At 36.8% G+C, this 20,961-nt stretch carries 19 protein-coding genes, 1 tRNA gene and 1 other RNA gene; 9 read left to right on the top strand and 12 right to left on the bottom strand.

The genetic code is table 11. The annotated features are described in order from the left end of the window. The first annotated feature begins 59 nt into the window (after positions 1-59). The 4 genes from CYG50_RS02355 (at position 60) to amtB (ending at position 5,394) form a co-directional block, all read left to right on the top strand. The gene (locus tag CYG50_RS02355; RefSeq protein WP_102139047.1) at positions 60-1,805 is read left to right on the top strand and encodes a SmdA family multidrug ABC transporter permease/ATP-binding protein; all 1,746 of its coding nucleotides are present in this window, start codon (positions 60-62) and stop codon (positions 1,803-1,805) included. Next, positions 1,802-3,586 carry a SmdB family multidrug efflux ABC transporter permease/ATP-binding protein gene (locus CYG50_RS02360; protein WP_102139048.1) on the top strand — a complete coding sequence of 595 codons (1,785 nt, stop codon included), beginning with the start codon at positions 1,802-1,804 and terminating at the stop codon, positions 3,584-3,586. Before CYG50_RS02355 ends, CYG50_RS02360 begins: the two co-directional genes overlap by 4 nt. Positions 3,587-3,758: 172 nt before the next feature. Next, on the top strand, positions 3,759-4,097 hold the full coding sequence (glnK, locus tag CYG50_RS02365) for a P-II family nitrogen regulator (protein ID WP_004905421.1): 339 nt from the start codon (positions 3,759-3,761) through the stop codon (positions 4,095-4,097). A gap of 49 nt (positions 4,098-4,146) precedes the next feature. Next, on the top strand, positions 4,147-5,394 hold the full coding sequence (amtB, locus tag CYG50_RS02370) for an ammonium transporter AmtB (protein ID WP_181490144.1): 1,248 nt from the start codon (positions 4,147-4,149) through the stop codon (positions 5,392-5,394). Between the two features lie 139 nt (positions 5,395-5,533). Here the strand turns inward: amtB and tesB are convergent, their stop codons facing one another. Further along, complete coding sequence (gene tesB, locus CYG50_RS02375; RefSeq protein WP_102139050.1) at positions 5,534-6,403, bottom strand: acyl-CoA thioesterase II; 870 nt, start codon at positions 6,401-6,403, stop codon at positions 5,534-5,536. A gap of 239 nt (positions 6,404-6,642) precedes the next feature. Between tesB and CYG50_RS02380 the strand changes: the two genes are divergently transcribed. After that, positions 6,643-7,101 carry a YbaY family lipoprotein gene (locus CYG50_RS02380; protein ID WP_102139051.1) on the top strand — a complete coding sequence of 153 codons (459 nt, stop codon included), beginning with the start codon at positions 6,643-6,645 and terminating at the stop codon, positions 7,099-7,101. Positions 7,102-7,243: 142 nt separating this feature from the next. Next, positions 7,244-7,340: signal recognition particle sRNA small type (gene ffs, locus CYG50_RS02385), an RNA gene on the top strand. Between the two features lie 320 nt (positions 7,341-7,660). Here ffs and hha read toward each other — a convergent pair. The 4 genes from hha to gloB form a co-directional block, all read right to left on the bottom strand. After that, positions 7,661-7,864 (bottom strand): hemolysin expression-modulating protein Hha, encoded by a 204-nt coding sequence (hha, locus tag CYG50_RS02390; protein ID WP_102139052.1) that lies wholly within the window; start codon positions 7,862-7,864, stop codon positions 7,661-7,663. Between the two features lie 74 nt (positions 7,865-7,938). Continuing rightward, positions 7,939-8,307 carry an Hha toxicity modulator TomB gene (gene tomB / locus CYG50_RS02395; protein WP_102139053.1) on the bottom strand — a complete coding sequence of 123 codons (369 nt, stop codon included), beginning with the start codon at positions 8,305-8,307 and terminating at the stop codon, positions 7,939-7,941. 528 nt (positions 8,308-8,835) lie between these two features. Continuing rightward, on the bottom strand, positions 8,836-10,206 hold the full coding sequence (gene mltD, locus CYG50_RS02400; protein WP_102139054.1) for a murein transglycosylase D: 1,371 nt from the start codon (positions 10,204-10,206) through the stop codon (positions 8,836-8,838). 81 nt (positions 10,207-10,287) lie between these two features. Beyond that, on the bottom strand, positions 10,288-11,043 hold the full coding sequence (gene gloB / locus CYG50_RS02405; protein WP_102139055.1) for a hydroxyacylglutathione hydrolase: 756 nt from the start codon (positions 11,041-11,043) through the stop codon (positions 10,288-10,290). Between the two features lie 40 nt (positions 11,044-11,083). Here gloB and CYG50_RS02410 point away from each other — a divergent pair, with 40 nt between their 5' ends. Further along, positions 11,084-11,818: a class I SAM-dependent methyltransferase gene (locus CYG50_RS02410; RefSeq protein WP_102139056.1), complete on the top strand. Its 735-nt coding sequence runs from the start codon at positions 11,084-11,086 to the stop codon at positions 11,816-11,818. Here CYG50_RS02410 and rnhA read toward each other — a convergent pair. Next, positions 11,815-12,285, bottom strand: coding sequence for a ribonuclease HI (rnhA, locus tag CYG50_RS02415; RefSeq protein ID WP_102139057.1), 471 nt, complete (start codon positions 12,283-12,285; stop codon positions 11,815-11,817). The two genes, CYG50_RS02410 and rnhA, sit on opposite strands and share 4 nt — an antisense overlap. A gap of 54 nt (positions 12,286-12,339) precedes the next feature. Between rnhA and dnaQ the strand changes: the two genes are divergently transcribed. Then, positions 12,340-13,101, top strand: a complete 762-nt coding sequence (gene dnaQ / locus CYG50_RS02420; protein WP_102139069.1) for a DNA polymerase III subunit epsilon — start codon at positions 12,340-12,342, stop codon at positions 13,099-13,101. A gap of 154 nt (positions 13,102-13,255) precedes the next feature. After that, positions 13,256-13,332: transfer RNA gene (locus CYG50_RS02425), tRNA-Asp, on the top strand. A 281-nt stretch (positions 13,333-13,613) separates the two neighbouring features. On the opposite strand, the gene CYG50_RS02430 is transcribed toward CYG50_RS02425, so the two are convergent. The 6 genes from CYG50_RS02430 to CYG50_RS02455 all read right to left on the bottom strand — a co-directional run bounded on the left by CYG50_RS02430 (position 13,614) and on the right by CYG50_RS02455 (position 20,954). Then, complete coding sequence (locus tag CYG50_RS02430) at positions 13,614-13,895, bottom strand: helix-turn-helix domain-containing protein (RefSeq protein ID WP_181490049.1); 282 nt, start codon at positions 13,893-13,895, stop codon at positions 13,614-13,616. A gap of 554 nt (positions 13,896-14,449) precedes the next feature. Next, positions 14,450-14,944 (bottom strand): FidL-like protein, encoded by a 495-nt coding sequence (locus CYG50_RS02435; RefSeq protein ID WP_102139058.1) that lies wholly within the window; start codon positions 14,942-14,944, stop codon positions 14,450-14,452. Next, positions 14,937-15,722, bottom strand: a complete 786-nt coding sequence (locus tag CYG50_RS02440) for a winged helix-turn-helix domain-containing protein (RefSeq protein ID WP_102139059.1) — start codon at positions 15,720-15,722, stop codon at positions 14,937-14,939. The genes CYG50_RS02435 and CYG50_RS02440 overlap by 8 nt, the downstream gene beginning before the upstream one ends. Before the next feature lie 322 nt (positions 15,723-16,044). Beyond that, positions 16,045-16,722 carry a fimbrial protein gene (locus CYG50_RS02445; RefSeq protein WP_102139060.1) on the bottom strand — a complete coding sequence of 226 codons (678 nt, stop codon included), beginning with the start codon at positions 16,720-16,722 and terminating at the stop codon, positions 16,045-16,047. 95 nt (positions 16,723-16,817) lie between these two features. After that, complete coding sequence (locus tag CYG50_RS02450; RefSeq protein WP_102139061.1) at positions 16,818-18,434, bottom strand: fimbrial adhesin EcpD family protein; 1,617 nt, start codon at positions 18,432-18,434, stop codon at positions 16,818-16,820. 24 nt (positions 18,435-18,458) lie between these two features. Continuing rightward, a complete protein-coding gene (locus CYG50_RS02455; RefSeq protein WP_102139062.1) occupies positions 18,459-20,954 on the bottom strand; it encodes a CS1-pili formation C-terminal domain-containing protein in 2,496 nt (831 codons plus the stop codon). Positions 20,955-20,961 lie beyond the last annotated feature (7 nt).

Consider the following 20,961-nt stretch of genomic DNA (forward strand, 5'->3'; position numbering starts at 1 on the left):
ATGATTACGGCTTCTCATTTTTAGGCATCATTAAATCAATATATTCAAGGCAGTATTACGTGCGATTATTTTCACAACTAGGTTGGTATTTTTTGAGTGAGTGGCGGCGCTATCTCGGTGCTGTTTGCTTTCTCATTATTATTGCTATCTTACAATTAGTCCCTCCACGCATCGTTGGTGTGGTTGTTGATGGAATAAGTAAAGGGGCAATGCCAACAAAGCAGTTGATTACTTATGTTTCAGTCATGCTGTTGATTGCACTGGTTGTGTATGGTTTGCGGTATGTTTGGCGTTTATGGTTATTTGGTGCTTCTTATAAGTTAGCCGTTCAGCTACGACAAAAATTTTATCGGCAATTAAGTCTGCAAAATCAAGAGTTTTACCTTAAGTACCGAACAGGGGATTTAATTGCACGCACGACGAATGATGTTGACCGAGTTGTGTTTGCAGCTGGTGAAGGTGTTTTAACATTAGTTGACTCATTGGTGATGGGGTGTGCGGTGCTCATCATGATGAGTGTTGAAATTAGTTGGCAACTGACTTTACTAGCACTTATTCCAATGCCAATTATGGCACTAGTCATTAAGCGTTATGGTGACCAGCTTCATCAGCGTTTTAAGCATGCTCAAGGGGCATTTTCGTCTTTAAATAATCATGCGCAAGAAAGTTTAACAAGTATCCGTATGATTAAAGCTTTTGGCCTTGAAGATCATCAATCGAATCAATTTGAACAGGTAGCCACTGAGGCTGGACGTCGCAATATGCATGTTGCTAAAGTTGATGCGCGTTTTGATCCCACCATTTTTATGGCGATTGGTATGGCCAATTTACTCGCTATTGCAGGTGGCAGCTGGATGGTGTTAAACGACACATTGACGTTAGGTGAATTAACGAGCTTTGTGATGTATTTAGGATTAATGATTTGGCCAATGCTAGCGCTCGCATGGATGTTTAATATCGTTGAACGAGGTAGTGCAGCTTATAGTCGTATTCTAAGTTTACTCAATGAACCGTTAGTTATTCAGGATGGCTCGCATTCATTACAGCCTGAAAAGGGAAACTTGAATGTGAATATCATCAATTTTAGTTATCCAGAAACCACACGAATAGCATTACATGATATTCGGTTTGACCTAAAACCTGGGCAATTTTTGGGGATCTGTGGGCCAACAGGGGCTGGGAAATCAACATTGTTGACGTTATTGCAGCGCCAATTTGATGTTACGGAAGGGGAAATCCTCTATCAAGGTTTACCACTATCTGAGGTCCGTTTAAATGAATGGCGTGCTCGGTTATCTATCGTAAATCAATCTCCATTTTTATTTTCAGATACAGTTGCAGGCAATATCGCACTTGGGCGACCTAATGCCACTCAGGAAGAAATTGAGCAGGCAGCGCGTGTCGCTTGTGTACATGATGATATTTTACGTTTACCGGAAGGCTATTCTACTCAGGTTGGTGAACGTGGAGTTATGTTGTCTGGTGGGCAGAAACAACGAATTTCTATTGCAAGGGCAATCTTACAAAATGCAGAAATTTTGGTGTTAGATGATGCACTTTCTGCCGTTGACGGGCAGACCGAGTTTACGATTTTACAAAACTTAAGTCATTGGCGGCAGGGTAGAACCATGATAATCAGCGCTCATCGTCTATCTGCATTGGTAGAAGCAGACAATATTATTGTGCTATCTCAAGGTGCGATTATTAGCCGAGGTAGGCATGAAGCGCTTATTGCACAGTCGGGTTGGTATAAAGATATGTATCAGTACCAACAGATTGAAGCGGCGTTGGATGGTGAGCTATGAGCCAAAAGAAACCACTATGGCCAGCACTTAAGCGTTTACTTTCTTACGGAAAAGCACACCGAGGCACCATGGGGATTGCTATTGCAATGCTATGGTTAGCCGCTATTGCGGAGGTCAGCGGGCCTCTGCTGATCAGTTATTTTATTGATAACATGATTGCGAAAAAGCAAATCATCATGCCACTGGCTTTATATATGGCCGTTGGTTTTATATTGCTTCAAGTTATTGCTGCATTATTACATTACTATCAAATTATTTTATTTAATAAAGCTTCTGTGGGAGTCGTGCAAACATTACGAACAGATGTGATGAATGCCGCCCTTAGGCAGCCTTTGAGTGCCTTTGATAAACAACCTGTTGGCCAATTGATTTCACGAGTTACAAATGATACTGAAGTGATTAAAGATCTATTTGTGATGGTTGTGCCGACGGTGTTTCGGAGTTTAGCCCTGATTTGTGCCATGTTAGTTGCTATGTTTTCATTGGAATGGCGTATGGCATCAATTGCAGTGATGATTTTTCCTGCTGTATTTGTGGTGATGCTTGTTTATCAGCGCTTAAGTACACCGATTGTACGTCGTGTCAGATCTTATCTTGCGGATATTAACAACGGTTTTAACGAAGTCATTAGTGGAATGACGGTTATTCAGCAATTTATCCAACAGGCTAGGTTTGGCGAAAAAATGCAAAGTATTAGTCAAGACCATTATTTTGCAAGAATGAAAGCATTAAAACTTGATGGCTTACTATTAAGGCCATTACTAAGTTTACTTTCAGCTTCAGTATTGTGTGGCTTGCTATTGCTATTTGGGTTTGAAGGAACGACTACCATTGGTGTTGGTGTCTTATATGCATTTATTAACTATTTAGGTCGTTTGAATGAACCGCTTATCGAATTAACTTCTCAGCAATCGATGCTTCAGCAAGCGGTTGTTTCAGGTGAGCGTGTTTTTGAACTCATGGATAGCCCGCAACAAGACTATGGGGAAAGTATTGAGCCATTACAAGGTGGCTCAATCTCAATTAACCATTTATCTTTTGCTTACCGAGATAACAAAATGGTACTTAAAGATATTAATTTACACGTACCTGATAATAATTTTGTTGCATTGGTCGGTCATACTGGGAGCGGTAAAAGTACCATTGCAAATTTAATTATGGGGTATTACCCATGGCAGGAAGGGGATATTTTATTAGATGGACGTGACTTGAGTTCACTATCTCACCAAGTTTTACGTCATGGTATTGCGATGGTGCAACAAGACCCTGTTGTCCTTGCGGCTTCTTTTTTTGATAACGTCGCACTAGGGCGTGAGATTAGCCAAGATAAAGTTTGGGAAGTTATTGAAACTGTTCAGCTTGCTGAGTTAGTTCGTGGGTTACCTGATGGGCTAGATACCGTACTTGGTGAACAAGGAAACACCTTGTCTGTTGGGCAAAGACAATTACTAGCGATGGCTCGAGTACTTGTGGTCACACCTAAAATTTTAATTTTGGATGAAGCAACGGCGAATATTGACTCAGGGACTGAGCAAGCGATACAAAAAGCATTACGAATGATCCGTCAACATACTACGCTCGTCGTGATAGCTCATCGTTTATCGACAATCGTCGATGCTGATCAAGTCGTTGTGTTACATCGTGGTGCAATTGTTGAGCAAGGTAAACATTTGCAGCTTTTACAGCAAAAAGGACGTTATTATCAAATGTACCAGTTGCAACAAGTTGGGGAATCATTGAATGCCCGTTGTGATGCTGAAATTGAGAGTATAACTAGTTAATTATTCTGCACTCTTATAATGCAAGACCTAAAGCCACTCATTCGAGTGGTTTTTTATTTTGTTCTTTCCTATTGAATAATATGGATAAATATATTTTGGCACACGATTTGCTATAACGTTAGTGCTGTTCAAGATATTGAGCGGCTTATTCACCTGACTTATAGGAGTGAGCATGAAATATATCATCGCAATCATTAAGCCATTTAAATTAGATGAAGTCCGAGAAGCACTATCAGATATTGGTGTTCAAGGGCTTACTATTACTGAAGTTCGAGGGTTTGGACGACAGAAAGGACATGCCGAATTATATAGAGGAGCTGAATATACTGTCGATTTTTTACCTAAAGTACGTATGGAAATAGCGGTTTCTGATGAGTTAGTAGAACAGGTAATTGAAACAATCGAAAAAAAAGCTTATACGGGCCAAGTCGGGGATGGAAAAATATTTATTTTGTCATTAGAGCAAGCTGTACGTATTCGTACAGGTGAAAAACAAGACGAAGCACTGTAGGAGAGCAATTATGCGCAAAGGGTTCCAATACTTATGTCTATTGATATCAATGGGGAGTTTTCCAATAACGGTGCTTGCAGCAGAGGAAACCCTAGATAAAGCGGATAACGCATTTATGATGATAGCGACTGCTTTAGTTATTTTCATGATACTTCCAGGTATCGCATTATTCTATGGTGGGCTACTAAGAAGCAAAAATGTTCTTTCTTTAATGGCTCAAACCGCGGTTATTTTCGCTTTAGTGTCTGTTATTTGGATTGTTTATGGGTACAGCTTAGCTTTTAGTGAGGGAAATGATTTTATCGGTGGTTTTAGTCAGATTATGTTAAAAAATATCACTGTTGAAAGCTTATCTGGACCGATCCCTCAATTTATTCACGTTGTTTTTCAAGGGGCATTTGCATGCTTAACGGTCGCATTGGTGGTTGGTGCACTAGGGGAGCGGATTAAATTTTCTGCAATTTTAATTTTTACGATTATTTGGACGACATTTGCTTATTTACCAATGGCACACATGGTATGGGGCGGCGGTATTTTATCGCAAGATGGCGCACTAGATTTTGCTGGGGGTACGGTTGTTCATATTAATGCGGCTGTTGCCGGTTTAGTTGGTGCTTACTTACTTGGGCATCGTACTGGGTTAGGAAAAGAGGCTATTAAACCACATAACTTACCTATGGTGTTTATGGGAACATCCATACTATTCATTGGCTGGTTTGGTTTCAATGCAGGTTCGGCCGGAAGTGCTAATAGTATCGCTGCATTAGCGTTTGTGAACACTATCGCAGCTGCGGCTGGTGCTATTTTATCATGGACTTTAGCTGAGTGGCTTTTCAGGGAAAAACCTTCATTATTAGGTGCTTGCTCTGGTTGCTTAGCTGGGTTAGTTGGGGTTACGCCAGCGGCAGGAACGGTTGGGGTCGGTGGGGCATTAATTATAGGGGTATTGTCTGGGCTGGCGGGTTTATGGGGTGTTGTGATTTTAAAGCGTCGATTAAAAGTTGATGATGTTTGCGATGTTTTTGGTGTTCATGGTGTCTGCGGGATTTTAGGTTGTTTACTAACGGGGGTATTTACTTCAACGGCATTAGGCGGAAGTGGTTTTGCGGAGGGTATTACGATGATGAAACAAGTCGGAATTCAAGCCGTCAGCATACTAGTTTGTGTTGTTTGGACCGCAATCGTTGCTTATATTGCATTTAAAGTGGCAGCGAAAACTTCAGGTTTACGCATTAATGTTGAAAAAGAAAGGGAAGGTTTAGATATTACTTCTCATGGTGAAAGTGCCTACAATTAATCTTAATGTAATGATAATTACAGGATAATACTGTGCTTTGTGTAAATTGATAATGGCAGCTTATTGCTGGCTGCCATTACCTTTTTAAACCGACTCATCTACCTTTCTAAGTAAGTAATCACTTACTCGAAACTCCGCTTTATTTATGGGGTTGCCTATGCCGAATTACACCTTCTTGGACTGCGGTTGCAACAAGATCACCTTGTAAATTATAGAGTTGTCCTTTAACAAAACCCCTTCCACCAGATGCCGAGGGACTTTCTACGGCATACAGTAACCAATCATCAATTTTGAATGGACGATGGAACCACATTGAATGATCAATCGTTGCGACTTGTAGGTCTCGTTCCATAAAGCCTCTACCATGCGGTTGCAATGCGGCTGGAAGGAAATTGTAATCAGATGCATAACCTAACAAATAGTGATGCAGCGAAGGTAGCTCCGGTAACTGTCCTTTCGCTTTAAACCAAATATAACGAAACGGCTCTTGAGGTGCGGAATCGAATGGGCTGTAAAACTCAACAGGACGAAATTCAAAGGGAGTTGGCCTAAGAGCATATTTTTTAACTGATTCTGGCAATTTATCAGCCAAACTTTGCACAATATCATCTTGAGAAATTAACGAAGTCGGTGGTGGTACATCCGGCATCAAGTTTTGATGATTATAACCTTCTTCTTGAGATTGAAATGATGCGGTCATAAAGAAGATAGGCTTGCCGTTTTGAATGGCGCTCACTCGACGTGCGCTAAAACTTCCGCCATCGCGTAAAATTTCAACGTCATAAACAATAGGACGTGAGCTATCGCCTGGACGTAAAAAATAACTATGAAAAGAATTAATCGCTCGCTCTTCAGGTATGGTTTGTTTCGCTGCATACATGGCTTGTCCAACAACTTGTCCGCCAAAAACTTGAGGCAAACCAAGGTCTTCACTTTGTCCCCGAAAAATACCTTCTTCAATTTTTTCGAGTTCGATTAGGCTAATTAAATTCTGTAATTCTGGGCTCATAGTCATCTTAGTTCTGTTATATGTGAATGAGATACTCGTATTTTCCCATTATTTATCCTGAATAGGTAGGTTAATTGTTATCGAATAAATTCAGGTTACGCATTGTTACATTTGGAAATATAAATGTATTATTCTACCAATATTAGCTATACTTTTTATTATTCACCAATCAGAAAATGATTTGTCTATTCCGATTATTTAAAAATGTTTTAGTAAACATTGTATTATAGGTAATAACTATGAAGTTTTTTCGCTACATTGTTAGCTTATTAGTACTTTTAATGTTGGTTAGTTGTGAAGGGAATAGCACAAAGCCCAACGAAAAAGCACTTAATGCTAAAAATAGTAATAATAATCAGACGGTAGATTCAGGGAAAATCGAGGGCCGTGTTGTCATTTTACAGAATACTGCTTTACCTGAAGGTGCGGTTGTTACAATTACTCTGGCGGATACAACGGTGGCGGACTTGCCAGCCCTAATATTATCTCAAAAATATTATAATTCAGTGAACAATCGCCCGACAATTCCCTTTGAGCTCACTTACCAAAAAAATGAAGTTAGGCAGGAAGGTACACTCGTTGTTAATGCAACCGTGAACGCAGATGGAAAATTATTATACATTAGTGATAGTGTTGTAGAGGTTATCAATAACGGCATCACAAAAAATGTTGAATTATTGATGGTATCTGCAAATTAGCGAATAAGCGATTTCTTAGTTGAGTCGCTATTTTCAAAGGTTCTTTGTGTAATAAATCGTCACTTAATCATGGGTTTCTTGCTATTTCAACGACTATCAAGCATAATGCCCCTGCTTTGAAAGAAGCAATCAATGGGGGCTCTGTTGGTTCTCCCGCAACACTAACTTGTTAACTTGGTCAGGTCTGGAAGGAAGCAGCCATAGCAGGGGTCGTGTGTGCCGGGATGTCGCTGGCAGGGCTCCCACCCAATTCTACGTACTCTTTTCTGCATATCAATCCATATATTCTAATTTGTTATGAATATAATCTTTAATTGTTCTTTTTTTATTTTTATAAATGTAAATTAAGTTCATTAACTTAAATAAATTCAAAAGTTAAAAAAAGAAAGGTTAAGAATACAACCTTAATTATTATGATAAGAAAAAAGTAGATTGAAATGAAAAGCAGTAAAGGTTTTTATTAGCATAATTATAATGCTAACAATAATTACATCGCGTCCAGCCGATAAGTGGGTTTACCGGCCATAACCATTCACTATCTGTGCGTGTTAATGAGGTATTATCTAACAAACTTCCAAACAGAAGCTGGGATTTTATCATAAAGCTTATTCATTGTGAGTTCAGCTAAGCGGTGATCTGCTGCGGAGTAGAATAGCTCTAGCTCATCATCAGATAATTCATACTTGTTTTTTTCAATGACACGCTCAAGAGTTTCAATTGTTGTACATTTTCTTAAACGCATCAGATAATCAAATTTGGTCATAATACCCTTTCTTTTGTGCAAAATTACTTATTAATATATGGTTTTATAGTTTGAACTAAAGATAAATAATATCTTTAGGTTTTGCTGGTTAGACATTTTAGGTCATCATCCAGCACAGCGACAAGACTCTGGTTCATTGCTTCCCAGTCTATAACTTCACTGAGCGTGATGACCGGGCTACCGAATAAGTCATAGGTCTCATCGAGGTACTCTTCGATAAGTGATATAACAAGATTCTCTTTTGGATATTTGATTTTAAACCGCCATACAAATGCAGCGATATGTTCAATAAGCTCATTCAAGGCTGCGCTTTGAGGGGAGCTTAAGTCATTAATCCAGTGTGTATTTGTTTTTTGTAAGCTTAAAATAGCATCTCTATTGAGGCTATTACATAAGTATTTTAGCTCTGCTATATCATGTTTTTTGGGTGAGTATTCATCCATAATCACCTCCGTAGGCGAATCTGACTTTTGCTGTGTGTATTTTTTATCAATAATAATATCATGTTAACTAATTAAAGCACCTATGTTCAATATAAAAGTTGCTCATTAATATATTGAAAAATATAAGATTATTGCTAGTTCGTTAAACTTTTCGAAGATTATTAATATAATACATAAGCGATGTTCGAATACGGACTGGCAGCTCGGACTAAACTAGCCGCGATATAATAATAGCATTATTATCACATATGTCACCACCAATAAACTACTTTTTTCTAATTTATTAGTGGGTGGTTGAAGTTTGAGTTGTGTATGTTCTGCTTAAACTCAATTTCATGAAGCATTTATATTATAGTTTAACCATCAGTTATTTTAGTGCGGTGAATATGAAGTGTTTATACAAAAGATGTTATAAAAATTATTATCCCATTTAATTCATTCAAATAATTTATTTTTACTAATAACAGAATTAAAAAATAGAAAAGCTTCTGCCTGAAATAGACAAAAGCTTTTTTTGTTAAGCATAACTTAAAGGTAGAGGTTCAAGGTTACCCCGGGTTTCAGGTCGGCCATTTTAACACCGGAATTCCACGTCATTAGGTCATTGAGTTTTATGCCATGACGTTTCGCAATGCTATAGTAGGAATCGCCTTTCCTTACTTTATAAGTTTTTGCCTTACGATTGCTCACCGTAGACGCTGTATTTGAAACTTTTAATACTTGCCCAGGCTTGATAACGCTTGCGGTTTTTAACCCATTTAGCTTTTGAATATTCTTCGCGGTAGTATTGAATTTTTTTGCAATACTTGCGACGGACTCACCTTTGCGCACCTTATATGTGGCTATTTTAGCCCTATTTTGACGCGCACTCGAAATTGCGGTGGGTTGTACTGTTTTTATCTGCTGATTTTGTTGCGCAGCTAAACGGATCGTGTTTAAAACATCTTGGTCTGACAGTGATATTTTGAATTGTTCAGCTTTCGCGGTAGGTAACATAATATAATGAGGGCCATTTGGCGATGTTATGCCACGTGTATAGCCAGAATTATATGTTTTTACCGATTCAACTGTTAGCCCAGCCAGCTCTGCTGCTTGAGATAACGTGATTTGTTGGCCGACATCAATTTGAGTGAGTGCTCTATTTTTATTACTTGTCGGTAAATTAACTTGATACTTTTCAGGGTTTTTCAATACTTGGCTAAGCGCTAAGATTTTAGGTACGTACTGTTTAGTTTCTTTTGGTAAAGAGAGTGACCAAAAATCAGTAGGTAACCCGGCAGCTTCATTTTTCTTGATAGCATTTTGTACGCAACCTTCTCCACAGTTATAGGCCGCAAGAGTGAGCTCCCAATCATGGCCGAACATAACATTTAAGTTTTCGAGAAGGTCAAAGGCTGCTTTAGTTGAAGAAACCACATCTCTGCGTTCATCAACCCATTGTGTCTGTTTTAGGCCATATGAGCGTGCCGTGATAGGAACGATTTGCCATAGGCCAGCAGCTTGTGCTGGGGAGGTCGCTTTAGGATTAAATGAGCTTTCAACAATAGGAATTAAAGCTAATTCCATAGGTAAATTTCGCTCATTAATTTCGTCTACGATGAGGTACATGTATGGCTCAGCTCTTAATGCCACATCGTAGACAAAACGTTGTTTATCTAAATAACTGTTTGCTAATTCCCTAACTTGAGGTTTATCAGGGATATCCATTTTTAGTTCATCGCTAATATAGCCCCATAAGTCATAATCGGCTTTGGGTAATTGTCGACTGGCTGCTTGGTTATGTGGTGCAACAGTTTCAATTGTATGGTTAGTTGGAGTTTTGTTCTGCTTAATTTTTTTCGGGGCAGTTTGGCATCCGGCCAACAGAACAACGGCGATAAGCGTCGCGATTATCTTCATTCTTTTCTATTGTTCTTCATTTTGATGTTTAAAAGTCGAACAATAATACTTATCCCACCCCGATATGACAATCATTAAACTTTAATATTGGTCTTTTAATTGACGCAACAGGGTGAAAACAGCCCTTAAAGGTGGATTTTGTACGTTAATATTGAGTTTTTTCTGTAATTGAACGTTATCGCATTGCAGAAAGATATTAATTTTTTTCTCTGTTTTCAATGAAGTGGGTACTGTTGGTTGATGTTTGTCACGTATTTGCGTTATTTTTTGTAAATATTGAGTGATGGCTTCATTTTCAGGCCATACATGGTGTGCAAATTTAAGATTAGATAAAGTATATTCATGAGCACAGCAAATTAAGGTTTCATCAGGAAGCTCGGCAATTTTTTGGATAGATTCGAACATTTGCTCGGGGGTTCCTTCAAATATCCGTCCGCAACCCGCGGAAAATAGGGTGTCACCACAGAATAGATAAGGTGCTTGGTAAAAGCCGATATGCTCAGAGGTATGGCCTGATAATGAAATAACCTGTAGATTGAACTCGTTAATTATAACCTTATCACCGTTTTCGACTATTTCTGTTGCCCCTTTAGATTGGGTTTCTTGTGGGCCAAAAACCGGAAGTGTTGTAAATTTGCTTAAAATCCCTTTTACACCGCCAGTATGGTCATTATGGTGGTGAGTTAGCAGGATGGCGACAGGAGCTAGTTGCTTGGCTGTCATTATTTCAAGCACGGGCTCTGCCTCTGCTGGGTCAACGATGATACACTGTTGGTGGCTATCGACTAAAACCCAAATGTAGTTATCGTTTAAAGCGGGTACTCGAATTAACTCCATAATGACCTCGATACTTGCTAATAGTTAATAGGGGAATTTCATGAAGCCTGCGCGTATTGATAAAAAAATTCAAATGCCTGTTAGTTGGTCTGATATTCCTTTTGGGGAACAATACCGTCAAGCTATAGAAAATCAACTTAGCCCTTGGTGGCCGAAGATATTCGGCTTTCATTTGCTTAAGTTAGGCCATTTAAGTACTGAAATCCATACCGACGATTGCCTAATTTCCCATCAGTTTAATGTTGGCACTGGTGACCCTCGTTTTAATCTTGTCGCCAAGCCCGAAGCATTGCCATTAACCCAAAAATCTATAGATGCCTGCCTAATGACTCACTGCTTGGCCTATAGCCATGACCCTCATTGGCTTTTACGGGAAGTTGACCGGGTGCTAATTGATGATGGCTGGTTAATCATTTCAGGTTTTAACCCTTTTAGTCTTGTCGGAATGGCGAAACTCGTACCTGTTTTGCGTAAACGGCAGCCTTATTGTAGCCGTTTTTTTCCATCTGTCAGGGTATTTGATTGGCTAAGTTTATTAAACTATGAAGTTTTATATCATCGTAATTGCCAAGTAATCCCTTGGTTGAGCGCACAAAGGCGAGTGAATAAAAGCTGTGGGGGGATTGGTGCTCTAAGTGTGATTGTGGCGCGGAAACGGACTTGTCCATTAACTCCGACACCACTAAAATTCAAACAACCAAAGGTTAAGATTGGAACCGCGCTTGGTGCTGCGAAGGAGATCAGTAAATCAATGAAGATAAACGACCCTTCTTAATTTTGTGCGGGTTGGTAACCGGTATCTTCCTTGGTCGGTGCTGAAGCCGCAGCACGAGCCAGCTCATCACATTTTTCATTTTCAGGGTGACCTGCATGGCCTTTGACCCAACGCCAATCAATAGTATGTCTTTGAATTGCTTCATCGAGGCGTTTCCATAAATCCACATTCACTACGGGTGATTTATCGGCTTTGCGCCATTGTTTGCGCTTCCAACTGTGGATCCACTGGGTGATCCCTTGGCGTACATATTGGCTATCTGTGGTTAAAATAATGTCACAAGGCCGCTTTAGGGATTCAAGAGCGACAATGGCTGCAAGTAGTTCCATACGATTGTTTGTGGTCATAAAATAACCATCGCTTAAGGTTTTTTCGTGTTGTTGATAACGAAGAACCACCCCGTATCCTCCAGGGCCTGGATTGCCCAAACAGGAACCATCCGTGAAAATTTCTACCTGCTTTGTCATTTCTGGTACACTCTATATTATTCATTCACCTCTAGTTTGACACAAAAAAACATTATGAGCACGGTGATAACCAGACAAATTGTCCTTGATACTGAAACCACGGGTATGAATAAGCTTGGGGTTCATTATGAAGGCCACAACATTATTGAGATTGGTGCGGTTGAAGTTATTAACCGTCGTTTAACAGGGCGTAACTTTCACGTCTATATTAAGCCTGATCGCTTAGTTGACCCTGAAGCATTTGAAGTTCATGGGATCAGTGACGAATTTTTACAAGATAAACCCGTTTTTGCAGAAATTGCAGATGAATTCCTTGAATTTATTCGAGGAGCTGAACTTGTTATTCATAATGCTCCCTTTGATATCGGGTTTATGGATTATGAATTCCGTAAACTCAATAAAGGTATTCCGCCTACACAAGAGTTTTGCACTATCACTGATAGCTTAGTGTTGGCTCGTAAACTTTTTCCTGGTAAACGGAATAACTTGGATGCGCTATGTGACCGTTATTTAATTGATAACGCTAAACGAACACTGCACGGGGCGTTACTCGATGCCGAGATCCTGTCAGATGTCTATTTGGCAATGACGGGTGGGCAAACTTCATTGTCATTTTCGATGGATTCAGAATCTGCTAATAATGAGCAAGAGTATGAAATTCAAAGGATTGAGCGTCCTCAGAGTGGTCTTAGAGTCATTTTTGCTTCTGATGAGGAGCTCATTGCTCATGAAGCTCGGTTGGATATTGTTGATAAGAAGGGCGGGAAACCCTGTCTTTGGCGGCAATCTTCTGATGAAGCTGAAAATTTACATTAATAATTGAATTTATTATTAACGCATGCGAATGGATTTACATTATGAGCCCTTTTAAAGGCTAAAAACTGCTCAACTGCGCGATTTTACAAGAAAAAGTGTTGACGAGTTCTTCAAGTCTTCGTAATATGCATGGCGTTCCCAACAGGGAACATCAGGAGCGGTAGTTCAGTTGGTTAGAATACCTGCCTGTCACGCAGGGGGTCGCGGGTTCGAGTCCCGTCCGTTCCGCCAAATTATAACGCCACGCTAATAAATTAGCGTGGCGTTTTTTTTTAGCATGACAGTATTTAGCTGCATGAGAGTTCCTTTCTTTTTCGTATCACTTTTTTGTTGAATTTATAAACAATACATTTTTTGCTTCTAATGATTTCTTTGAGTTAATTTTTGATATAAGGAGATTTATAATTAATAGATTTATGAGAATAATTTATATTCTTTTTAATCACATTAACTATTTTTAGGTTCTATCACGATTTTATCGAAATTATAAGTTTGAATTCTGTATGACTGTATTAATAATAATTCGCATGAACTCTAACTAAGATAACAGATCTGAAATAATCTAACCAATCTTTACCTAATGCTTTAAGGTATATATGAAGGCTATCAATAGAAATAGCAGATTGGCCATTCTCATACCTTGATATTTGTTGTTGGCTTAAATTTAATAATTTTCCTAATTCTGTTCCTGTTAATGATTTTTCAATACGTGCGGATTTCAAGTATTTTGCGGTAGCCATAACAATATCTAGGTCATTACCTTTATTCAATTCTTTAGTATTGATATATTTCATTTTATACTCTCTCTATTAGGAACTTATTATTTTAAAGTTAGCTATTAAAGATGGCATTACTTTAAATTTTTTGATTTTCTCTATGAGTAATAGATTATATTTTTTAGTTACCAATGTGAAATTGTTTTAATGAATCAAAAATAGTTGATTTGATAGTTTTTGCCTATTGATATTAATGTTAATAATGAGTATAGACTATTAAATCAAAATATAGGTTTTTATAGTTCAATAAAAACAATGCATTACATCAATCTTATAAATTGACTTAAAAGTGAGAATATAATAAACAATAAATGAAAAAAATGGATTTATAGTCATCTAAAAATAATTATTTATATTTTTACATAAAATTACAAAAAAATATTTATAGATTAAGTTGAAAGAGTGATTTATTAGGGATTGATTTGGTACTTATCGGTAGGTAGCATATAAATTTAATTATAGGCAAAGCATAATTAAATCTGCTTAGTTGGATAAAAATGAAAAGGGCAACACGAGTAAGAGATACAATATTGATTATTACCTGAACTACTTTGTAAGTAGAACGCTATGTGTTAAATTTTATTTAATTTATCTTTCCTGTTACAGACAAAATATGGGCCAAATGAACTAGAGAAAAGGTACCAATCAGAAGTTATCTCATCAATTTCTACATATGCAATTGAATTTAGATTGAATACCTTGAAATATTTTTCAAATATATCATCAGGAACATTGTCATTTAAAGATTTTTTATCATAATTTATTGTTAATTTTAAATCCTTCACATACTTTCTTGATGATTGATTGAAATGAACAACTCGATTAACAGTATATGTCTTATCAGTTGTAATTGTTCCTAATAATTTAATATATCCACTGTTATCATTGTTTTTTACTAATTTCATATTTAGTGTATATGATGATTTGTTATTGGCTAATATGAAATTAGAGGAAACAGTTGCTTCACAATATTGTGTTTTACTTTTTTCTAAATTTAAGTAAAATAACAAGGAAACGATAATTAATGAAAAAAGTAGTATCAATGAATATAGTGTTTTATTAGTCATTTTTATCCTGCCAATTCACTCTTGTTGAAATGCAATCTTTATTTTTTTTGCATTTTACTAATAAGCTATGTTTGTTTTTCCCTAAGCTTTGTATGTTGTTATAATAATAAAAAATATCAGAATCTTCACAGGTTAAGTTAAAATCAATTACTTGTTTGCTTATTGTGTCACTTATGTTTTTTTCATAATTATCTTTGAACCCATAAACAGGGCAATCTCCAATTGTGCTAATTTTGTATGATTGTATTGATGTATATGGAAATTTTACTGCATGAATTTGATTTATAAGGTAAATGATCACCAAAATTAAAAAAATACTAATTATCAATAATGTTTTTTTAACAATATGATTTTTATCACTAAGTAATAGTGATTTGTTAGATTTATTGCTTGAAGTGGGAGGGGGATCTAGGCTTTTCTCTATTTTATTATTGAATTTGGTAATCGATTCTTCAATTTGAATTTCAGAAGAGATCACAAGGCCTTTTTTTGATATGCTTAGGATCGCATTTTCAACTAAAAGCTGTTGATGTAATACCTTTCTTAATGTACTAATGTATTGGTTAAGGGTGTTTATCGAAACTTTTAAGTCATATTTATTTAATATTTTTTCTAGTATCTCTTCACGAGTGATAGTCGTTTTATTATTCTGAATTAGTATTATGAAAATATAATTCAACACGGGTGTTAATTTCATTACACTGAGTTCTGTTTCTACCCTAAATATTTCACCTAAGTCAGAGTTATATTTTATTATGTTGTTCAGTATATATATCATACATGACTCTTATTTAGTTATTAAAATATGTGCTTAGTTTGGTCACTTTTAGCTAACATGATAGTCATTGATTTTAAAGTAATTATATCAGTGTAATATACTACTCTCTTCTTGAGAAGAAAATATGAAAATAAATTTTTGTTTATAACGATTGGTTATATATGTAATGGCAAAAATTTCAGTGTATTGTATTAATGAAGCTGATATTTTTGTTTTGATGTCTCGCACATAGATAAAAAGCAGTATTAACCTCTATTTTAAATCATAGAGACCTAAATTAATTTGCTATTTTTATTTTTTAATTTATTGATATAATTGAATTTTAGGTGCAATTGCCAATTGGGTAATATTTATCAAATATTACAATATATTTACGACTTTTCTTTTTAAGACGCTCATCTTTAGACTCTTGGCCGGGTAATAAGTAAAATACATAAGGCTCAGAATCATCATTAGCATCACAGCTTTCATGTAAGAGTACTCTAAAATAGGTATTACCCGTATTTTTTAGAGTGTTAGTACTTGGATTAAGCTCATATTTAAAATCTGGTTTTTGAGGTCTCACAACGAAATAGGTTTCTAGGCTAACCGTTGGGTAAAATAAAGGTCGCTTTTTTTGTTCATCATCATTACGCATATCAAGAGGGGTTTCGCTAATGATGATCTTATAATAGCGCTCGGTCTCATCGGCTTCTCCTCGATAAAAAATCTTAAAAAACTCTTGTTCCCCAGGTAATAAAATTTTCTTCAATGGAGTAAAAATAATCTCGCCATTATGGAGAGGTGCCCCATATTCTTGGTTACCTGGTTTATCAATTTTGTAGGCACTAAAACTATATAAATTAGTCTTATCTGTGTCGTTGATGTATGGCTTAGAAAAAAACTCTTGCCCTGACTCCATCGAAGAAATATCTGCATTGATATATAAAGCAATAGCATTATTGTAAAATACTGATAGCACAACTAATAATAGGATTTTAAGTAAATAAAATAGTTTCATATTAAAAAATCCAAACCAAAATTTAAGTGTATATGGGGTTCAATAAAAGGGGGACTTGAATTTTTACAAGTCGCCCTAAAAGTAGCCATTAGATATTATTGAATATCGGGCCCTGTCCAAATAGCTTTGACAGTTATTGTGCCACTTGCAGAAACGGTGCCTAGCCAATCAATACCATCCAATGTAAAAAATGATTCAGAGTCATTCATTGGAAATGATAAATCTAAGTTAGTTCGATAAAAAGACCCTAAATCCTCATTAGGCCTATCCCATGGTGTTTCAGACCATAATGCATTTTTTAATGAAATTTCATTATTATCACAACTTGCTCGGTGTGATTCTTTAGTGCCATTTTCATTTTTAAATGAAAGATAAGCGGAAAAAGGAACATTAAGTTTATTATCGCTTGAGGTAAATAAACAGTATGACTGTCCTTTTAATGTTGTGTTTGGTCCTTCAACTTTTGCTGTAATAGAGTCCGCTTGCCTTGGCCCGCTAGTCGTGACGATATAATTAAATTCTATCGGTGGCTCATCATTGCCGACTTTTCCTGTTTTGGATTGGTTTGGGTTAAAATCTGCAGGAATAATACTAATTCCATAATCTCTCGGCTTAATTATTAAGAAATTTGAAGGTGTAAATTCGTAAAATCCAGATTGAGGAAGTGGTGATTGAAAACCAAAAGTATATACACTATCAGCAAGTGTGACTGTTGAATTAGGTGAAGCGTCAACAATTGATTTTAAATATTCATTTGAGAGAAAAACTTCAATATTTTGTGAACCATTATTAAAGATCTCTGACATGTTTGTTGTTGATGACCAATTTGTCCAGCGTGTGCTGTTACTCCCTTTATATTGAATAAGTGCAGCACGGGGATCTCTAGCTAAACCTAACTTTGCACTATCAATATACATACGTACTGTAAATGTACCGCCGATAGATTGTCCTTGGGTTTCTAATTCAACCAACTTACAAATAATTCCAGAAGTATTTCCAACAATCCCTGTCGAGCAAAAATTAGAACCGAGCCCAATAGTTGGATTGCCATTGCTATCCACAAAGACTTCTTGTAAGGCGCCCGTTCCTTTTAGAATAATATTGCCTTTTTTATTGGTTGGAATGTAATGTTGTTGTGTTGTTGTTCTTCCTCCACTCGTCATACAGGTCGAGTTACTTAAATCATAATCGTCGCGGCTTGTGCAGGTTCTTAAATCAAAAGTGTACTCTGTTCCCGGTGGGATTTCGGCTAACCAGCGATAAAAAGATTCAGAAAATATTGGTCTTGAATATCCAGACTCACCCGGTGTTCCTGTTTGTTGGATTTTATATGCACCATTATCTCGTAATTGCTGAGCTGACCAATAAGACGTTGCCGGGCAATTTCGGTTATTTGTCATGCAACGATTCCCGATAAAAGGTTGGCTTACGGGAGAATTTTCTAACCAGATATCACCTGTATTATAAGTTGAGCTAAAAGGTGTTCCTGTATATCCCATATAGCCTAAACTATATTGTCTATTGCGCTGGTATTTTGTGAATACATTTGAGCCCGAGAAGCGTGGGTCAACTCTATTGGCAACAATAAAGAATTCGTTATCAACTTGGTTTTCAACAATGACATACTCTTGTAATGGCGCTGTTGCAGAAAACGAATTCGGTATCAGAACCGAAAATGAAATAAAAAATGCTGTTATCGATAATAATCGCATATTAAATTAGCCTTAAAGTGATAATTAACGTTTAGCCAATGCTTCTTGAGGTTGACATGTCACCTCACCGACCCACAATGCACCACGTGCACCTTGAAGGTTTAAATCTGCTTCGCAAATTGTTTGCTGATCATCTTGTAATAAAGATATCACTGGATATCGGACGTCAACGTCCATGGAAAACTCACCATTTTGGTCCGTTTTTGTGCGACCAATATGATTTCGAATTGAGGCATATTTTATATATTCACCATTTGGTGATTTCAGACGACCAAATACCGTGACTAATTGTCTTACCTCAGGTTGATAAAGAGCAATGTTCCCTGGGTATAATGTGACGGATTTATTTCGCCCTGAAACAATATCAAAACTGTCTTTTGATTTTCCGTCATTCATTAATTGAATGTTATAATCCGAATAAGGGGATAATGGAATAAAGGTATTCTTTCCGCTAATTGGGTAATTCTGCCCATTTACTTTTGCGACCATGCTGCCGCTACCTTTTATATCGGAATTGATAATGACGCCCGATTTGCCTTGTTGCCCACTTGGCATGATCATGCCGTTGCTATATGCCACAGAGCCACGAGAGGTTAAATTACCATTAAGCCTGTTATTATCAGGGCGATTAATAGTCACGGTACCTGAGTTATATTTAGTATCATAAGAAGCATAGCCTAATGTTGAAAAATTGGATTCACCATTATCTTTATCTCGGACTAATTTGGAGACAGAAACTCCTGCATTGGTAATCACTGAATTTTCAAAATTCTTATTCGCATAAATATTTGCTTTCACATTACCATTTGTTGAGGAAACACCCGTGCTCAACCATGTTGATAAAGGTAAGGAAAAATCGAGGTTAATATATTTCTCGTTGGTGCTATTTTGATTATCATAATGATAACGCTGTATACCCGCCCTTAACCCCACCGTTCCATAACGGCCAGAGAATAATGTATTCGCATATTCATAGTTAATTGAATCACTGCCAATACGACGATCTTTAGTATTACTAATAGTCAGTGACCCTGTTCTATCAACTATTTTGTCAAAATTAATGGTCCCGCCATAAGAATAACTGTCAGCATCATAAAGTGGTAAGTCACCGCTCACTACAGTTTTTTCTTTAGATGCCCACAAAGAACCGTAACCTTCAGGTATATTGACCGAAAGAGTCGCAATGTTCCGATAACTACCATGGTTTTCTAGCATCCCTTGCCAGTTAACTGAGATATAGTTATTTAAAGCCGCATTGATACTTGTTTCTTGTACAACAAATTTATCAAATCCATAATTTGACATTTGAAAACGCACGCCAGACAACACTGGGAAGTTATAAGCGAAAGAGGCTCCGATTAAATGGCTTTTACCAGGAGTTTGACTCGTTGAGCCTTCATCTCTTACATAATGACGCTTATCAAAGTCAATATAACCACCATAAACTTCCCAATTGAGTTTATCAAAACCGCCTGTTATCGCACCGAAGGATTTATTAATTGTTTGGTGCTGTGTTGTGACAATTTTGCCATCGATAACCGTCTCAATAGTGACGTCGTAAATGCCATAGGGCAGTATACTTGTATCAATTTCAAAATTACCCATGGGAAAATTTTGAATATTTAATAATTTACCTTGTCGATAAATACGTACTTCACCAGGACTATTTAAAAAAGCATAAATCGGCGTGAGTGATTGCTGCTTATTTGTCACCATACTTGAGGAGTTGTTCCCTATTGATGCCGCATAAATTTTACTGCTGCTAAGGGCAGTTAAGCTGGCAATAGATTGCAAATTCCACGTACTCATTAGCCCAAGAGCAAAACGGAATCCGTTGAAGTCACGCTCATACATTGCACGATACAATTCAACATTAGAATTAGATTTTCCAATGCTATATGCTGATGCATTTACATTAAAGTGATGTTCCGCAGCTGCGAATAATGTATCTAAATTGAAATAGCTACTGGATGTATCTTTTGAATCTTTAACACGGCTCTGAAATACCCCTAAATCATAGTTAGCTACTGCTGAAAATGAATTAACTGAAGAATTTCCTAGTACAGATTGCCGCGCATGTTCTTTTGGCGAAAAAGCAGCTTTATCAACATCTAATGATAAATTAAATGAAGAAATATTTAATTGAAGGGTTGCATTATTATCAATAACAATGCCATTATTTTCATTAAAAATGGCATCCTTTTTTTCTTCAAGTTTATCGATTAGTAAATTATTTAGTTTCGCACCGTGCTCATTTTCAATGAGATGAATACTTGATAATTTAATATTACCATGATCGACTACAATAACTGCATCTGCAATTTTGCTTTCGCTCTGATTGGTTACCGTATCATCATTTAGTCGTAAAAAAACAGGTACAGACATTCCTTCTTCCAATGCACTAACAAATGCAGGAGGAATAATATATCCACCGATCTTAACGCTTTTCATTTCATTGGCATTAATCGTATTCGAAAAAATAATACTTAATATTGATAAAGCAATAGCACTTTTACGCATAATTTAA

The sequence above is a fragment of the Providencia huaxiensis genome, assembly GCF_002843235.3.
GTDB classification, from domain to species: domain Bacteria; phylum Pseudomonadota; class Gammaproteobacteria; order Enterobacterales; family Enterobacteriaceae; genus Providencia; species Providencia huaxiensis.

Excerpts from the sequence above, each read along its gene's own strand:
- CYG50_RS02360 (WP_102139048.1), top strand. The coding sequence starts at position 1,802 with ATGAGCCAAAAGAAACCACTATGGCCAGCACTTAAGCGTTTACTTTCT.
- glnK (WP_004905421.1), top strand. The coding sequence starts at position 3,759 with ATGAAATATATCATCGCAATCATTAAGCCATTTAAATTAGATGAAGTC.
- amtB (WP_181490144.1), top strand. The coding sequence starts at position 4,147 with ATGGGGAGTTTTCCAATAACGGTGCTTGCAGCAGAGGAAACCCTAGAT.
- tesB (WP_102139050.1), bottom strand. The coding sequence starts at position 6,403 with ATGAGCCCAGAATTACAGAATTTAATTAGCCTAATCGAACTCGAAAAA.
- CYG50_RS02380 (WP_102139051.1), top strand. The coding sequence starts at position 6,643 with ATGAAGTTTTTTCGCTACATTGTTAGCTTATTAGTACTTTTAATGTTG.
- hha (WP_102139052.1), bottom strand. The coding sequence starts at position 7,864 with ATGACCAAATTTGATTATCTGATGCGTTTAAGAAAATGTACAACAATT.
- tomB (WP_102139053.1), bottom strand. The coding sequence starts at position 8,307 with ATGGATGAATACTCACCCAAAAAACATGATATAGCAGAGCTAAAATAC.
- mltD (WP_102139054.1), bottom strand. The coding sequence starts at position 10,206 with ATGAAGATAATCGCGACGCTTATCGCCGTTGTTCTGTTGGCCGGATGC.
- gloB (WP_102139055.1), bottom strand. The coding sequence starts at position 11,043 with ATGGAGTTAATTCGAGTACCCGCTTTAAACGATAACTACATTTGGGTT.
- CYG50_RS02410 (WP_102139056.1), top strand. The coding sequence starts at position 11,084 with ATGAAGCCTGCGCGTATTGATAAAAAAATTCAAATGCCTGTTAGTTGG.
- rnhA (WP_102139057.1), bottom strand. The coding sequence starts at position 12,285 with ATGACAAAGCAGGTAGAAATTTTCACGGATGGTTCCTGTTTGGGCAAT.
- dnaQ (WP_102139069.1), top strand. The coding sequence starts at position 12,340 with ATGAGCACGGTGATAACCAGACAAATTGTCCTTGATACTGAAACCACG.
- CYG50_RS02430 (WP_181490049.1), bottom strand. The coding sequence starts at position 13,895 with ATGAAATATATCAATACTAAAGAATTGAATAAAGGTAATGACCTAGAT.
- CYG50_RS02435 (WP_102139058.1), bottom strand. The coding sequence starts at position 14,944 with ATGACTAATAAAACACTATATTCATTGATACTACTTTTTTCATTAATT.
- CYG50_RS02440 (WP_102139059.1), bottom strand. The coding sequence starts at position 15,722 with ATGATATATATACTGAACAACATAATAAAATATAACTCTGACTTAGGT.
- CYG50_RS02445 (WP_102139060.1), bottom strand. The coding sequence starts at position 16,722 with ATGAAACTATTTTATTTACTTAAAATCCTATTATTAGTTGTGCTATCA.
- CYG50_RS02450 (WP_102139061.1), bottom strand. The coding sequence starts at position 18,434 with ATGCGATTATTATCGATAACAGCATTTTTTATTTCATTTTCGGTTCTG.
- CYG50_RS02455 (WP_102139062.1), bottom strand. The coding sequence starts at position 20,954 with ATGCGTAAAAGTGCTATTGCTTTATCAATATTAAGTATTATTTTTTCG.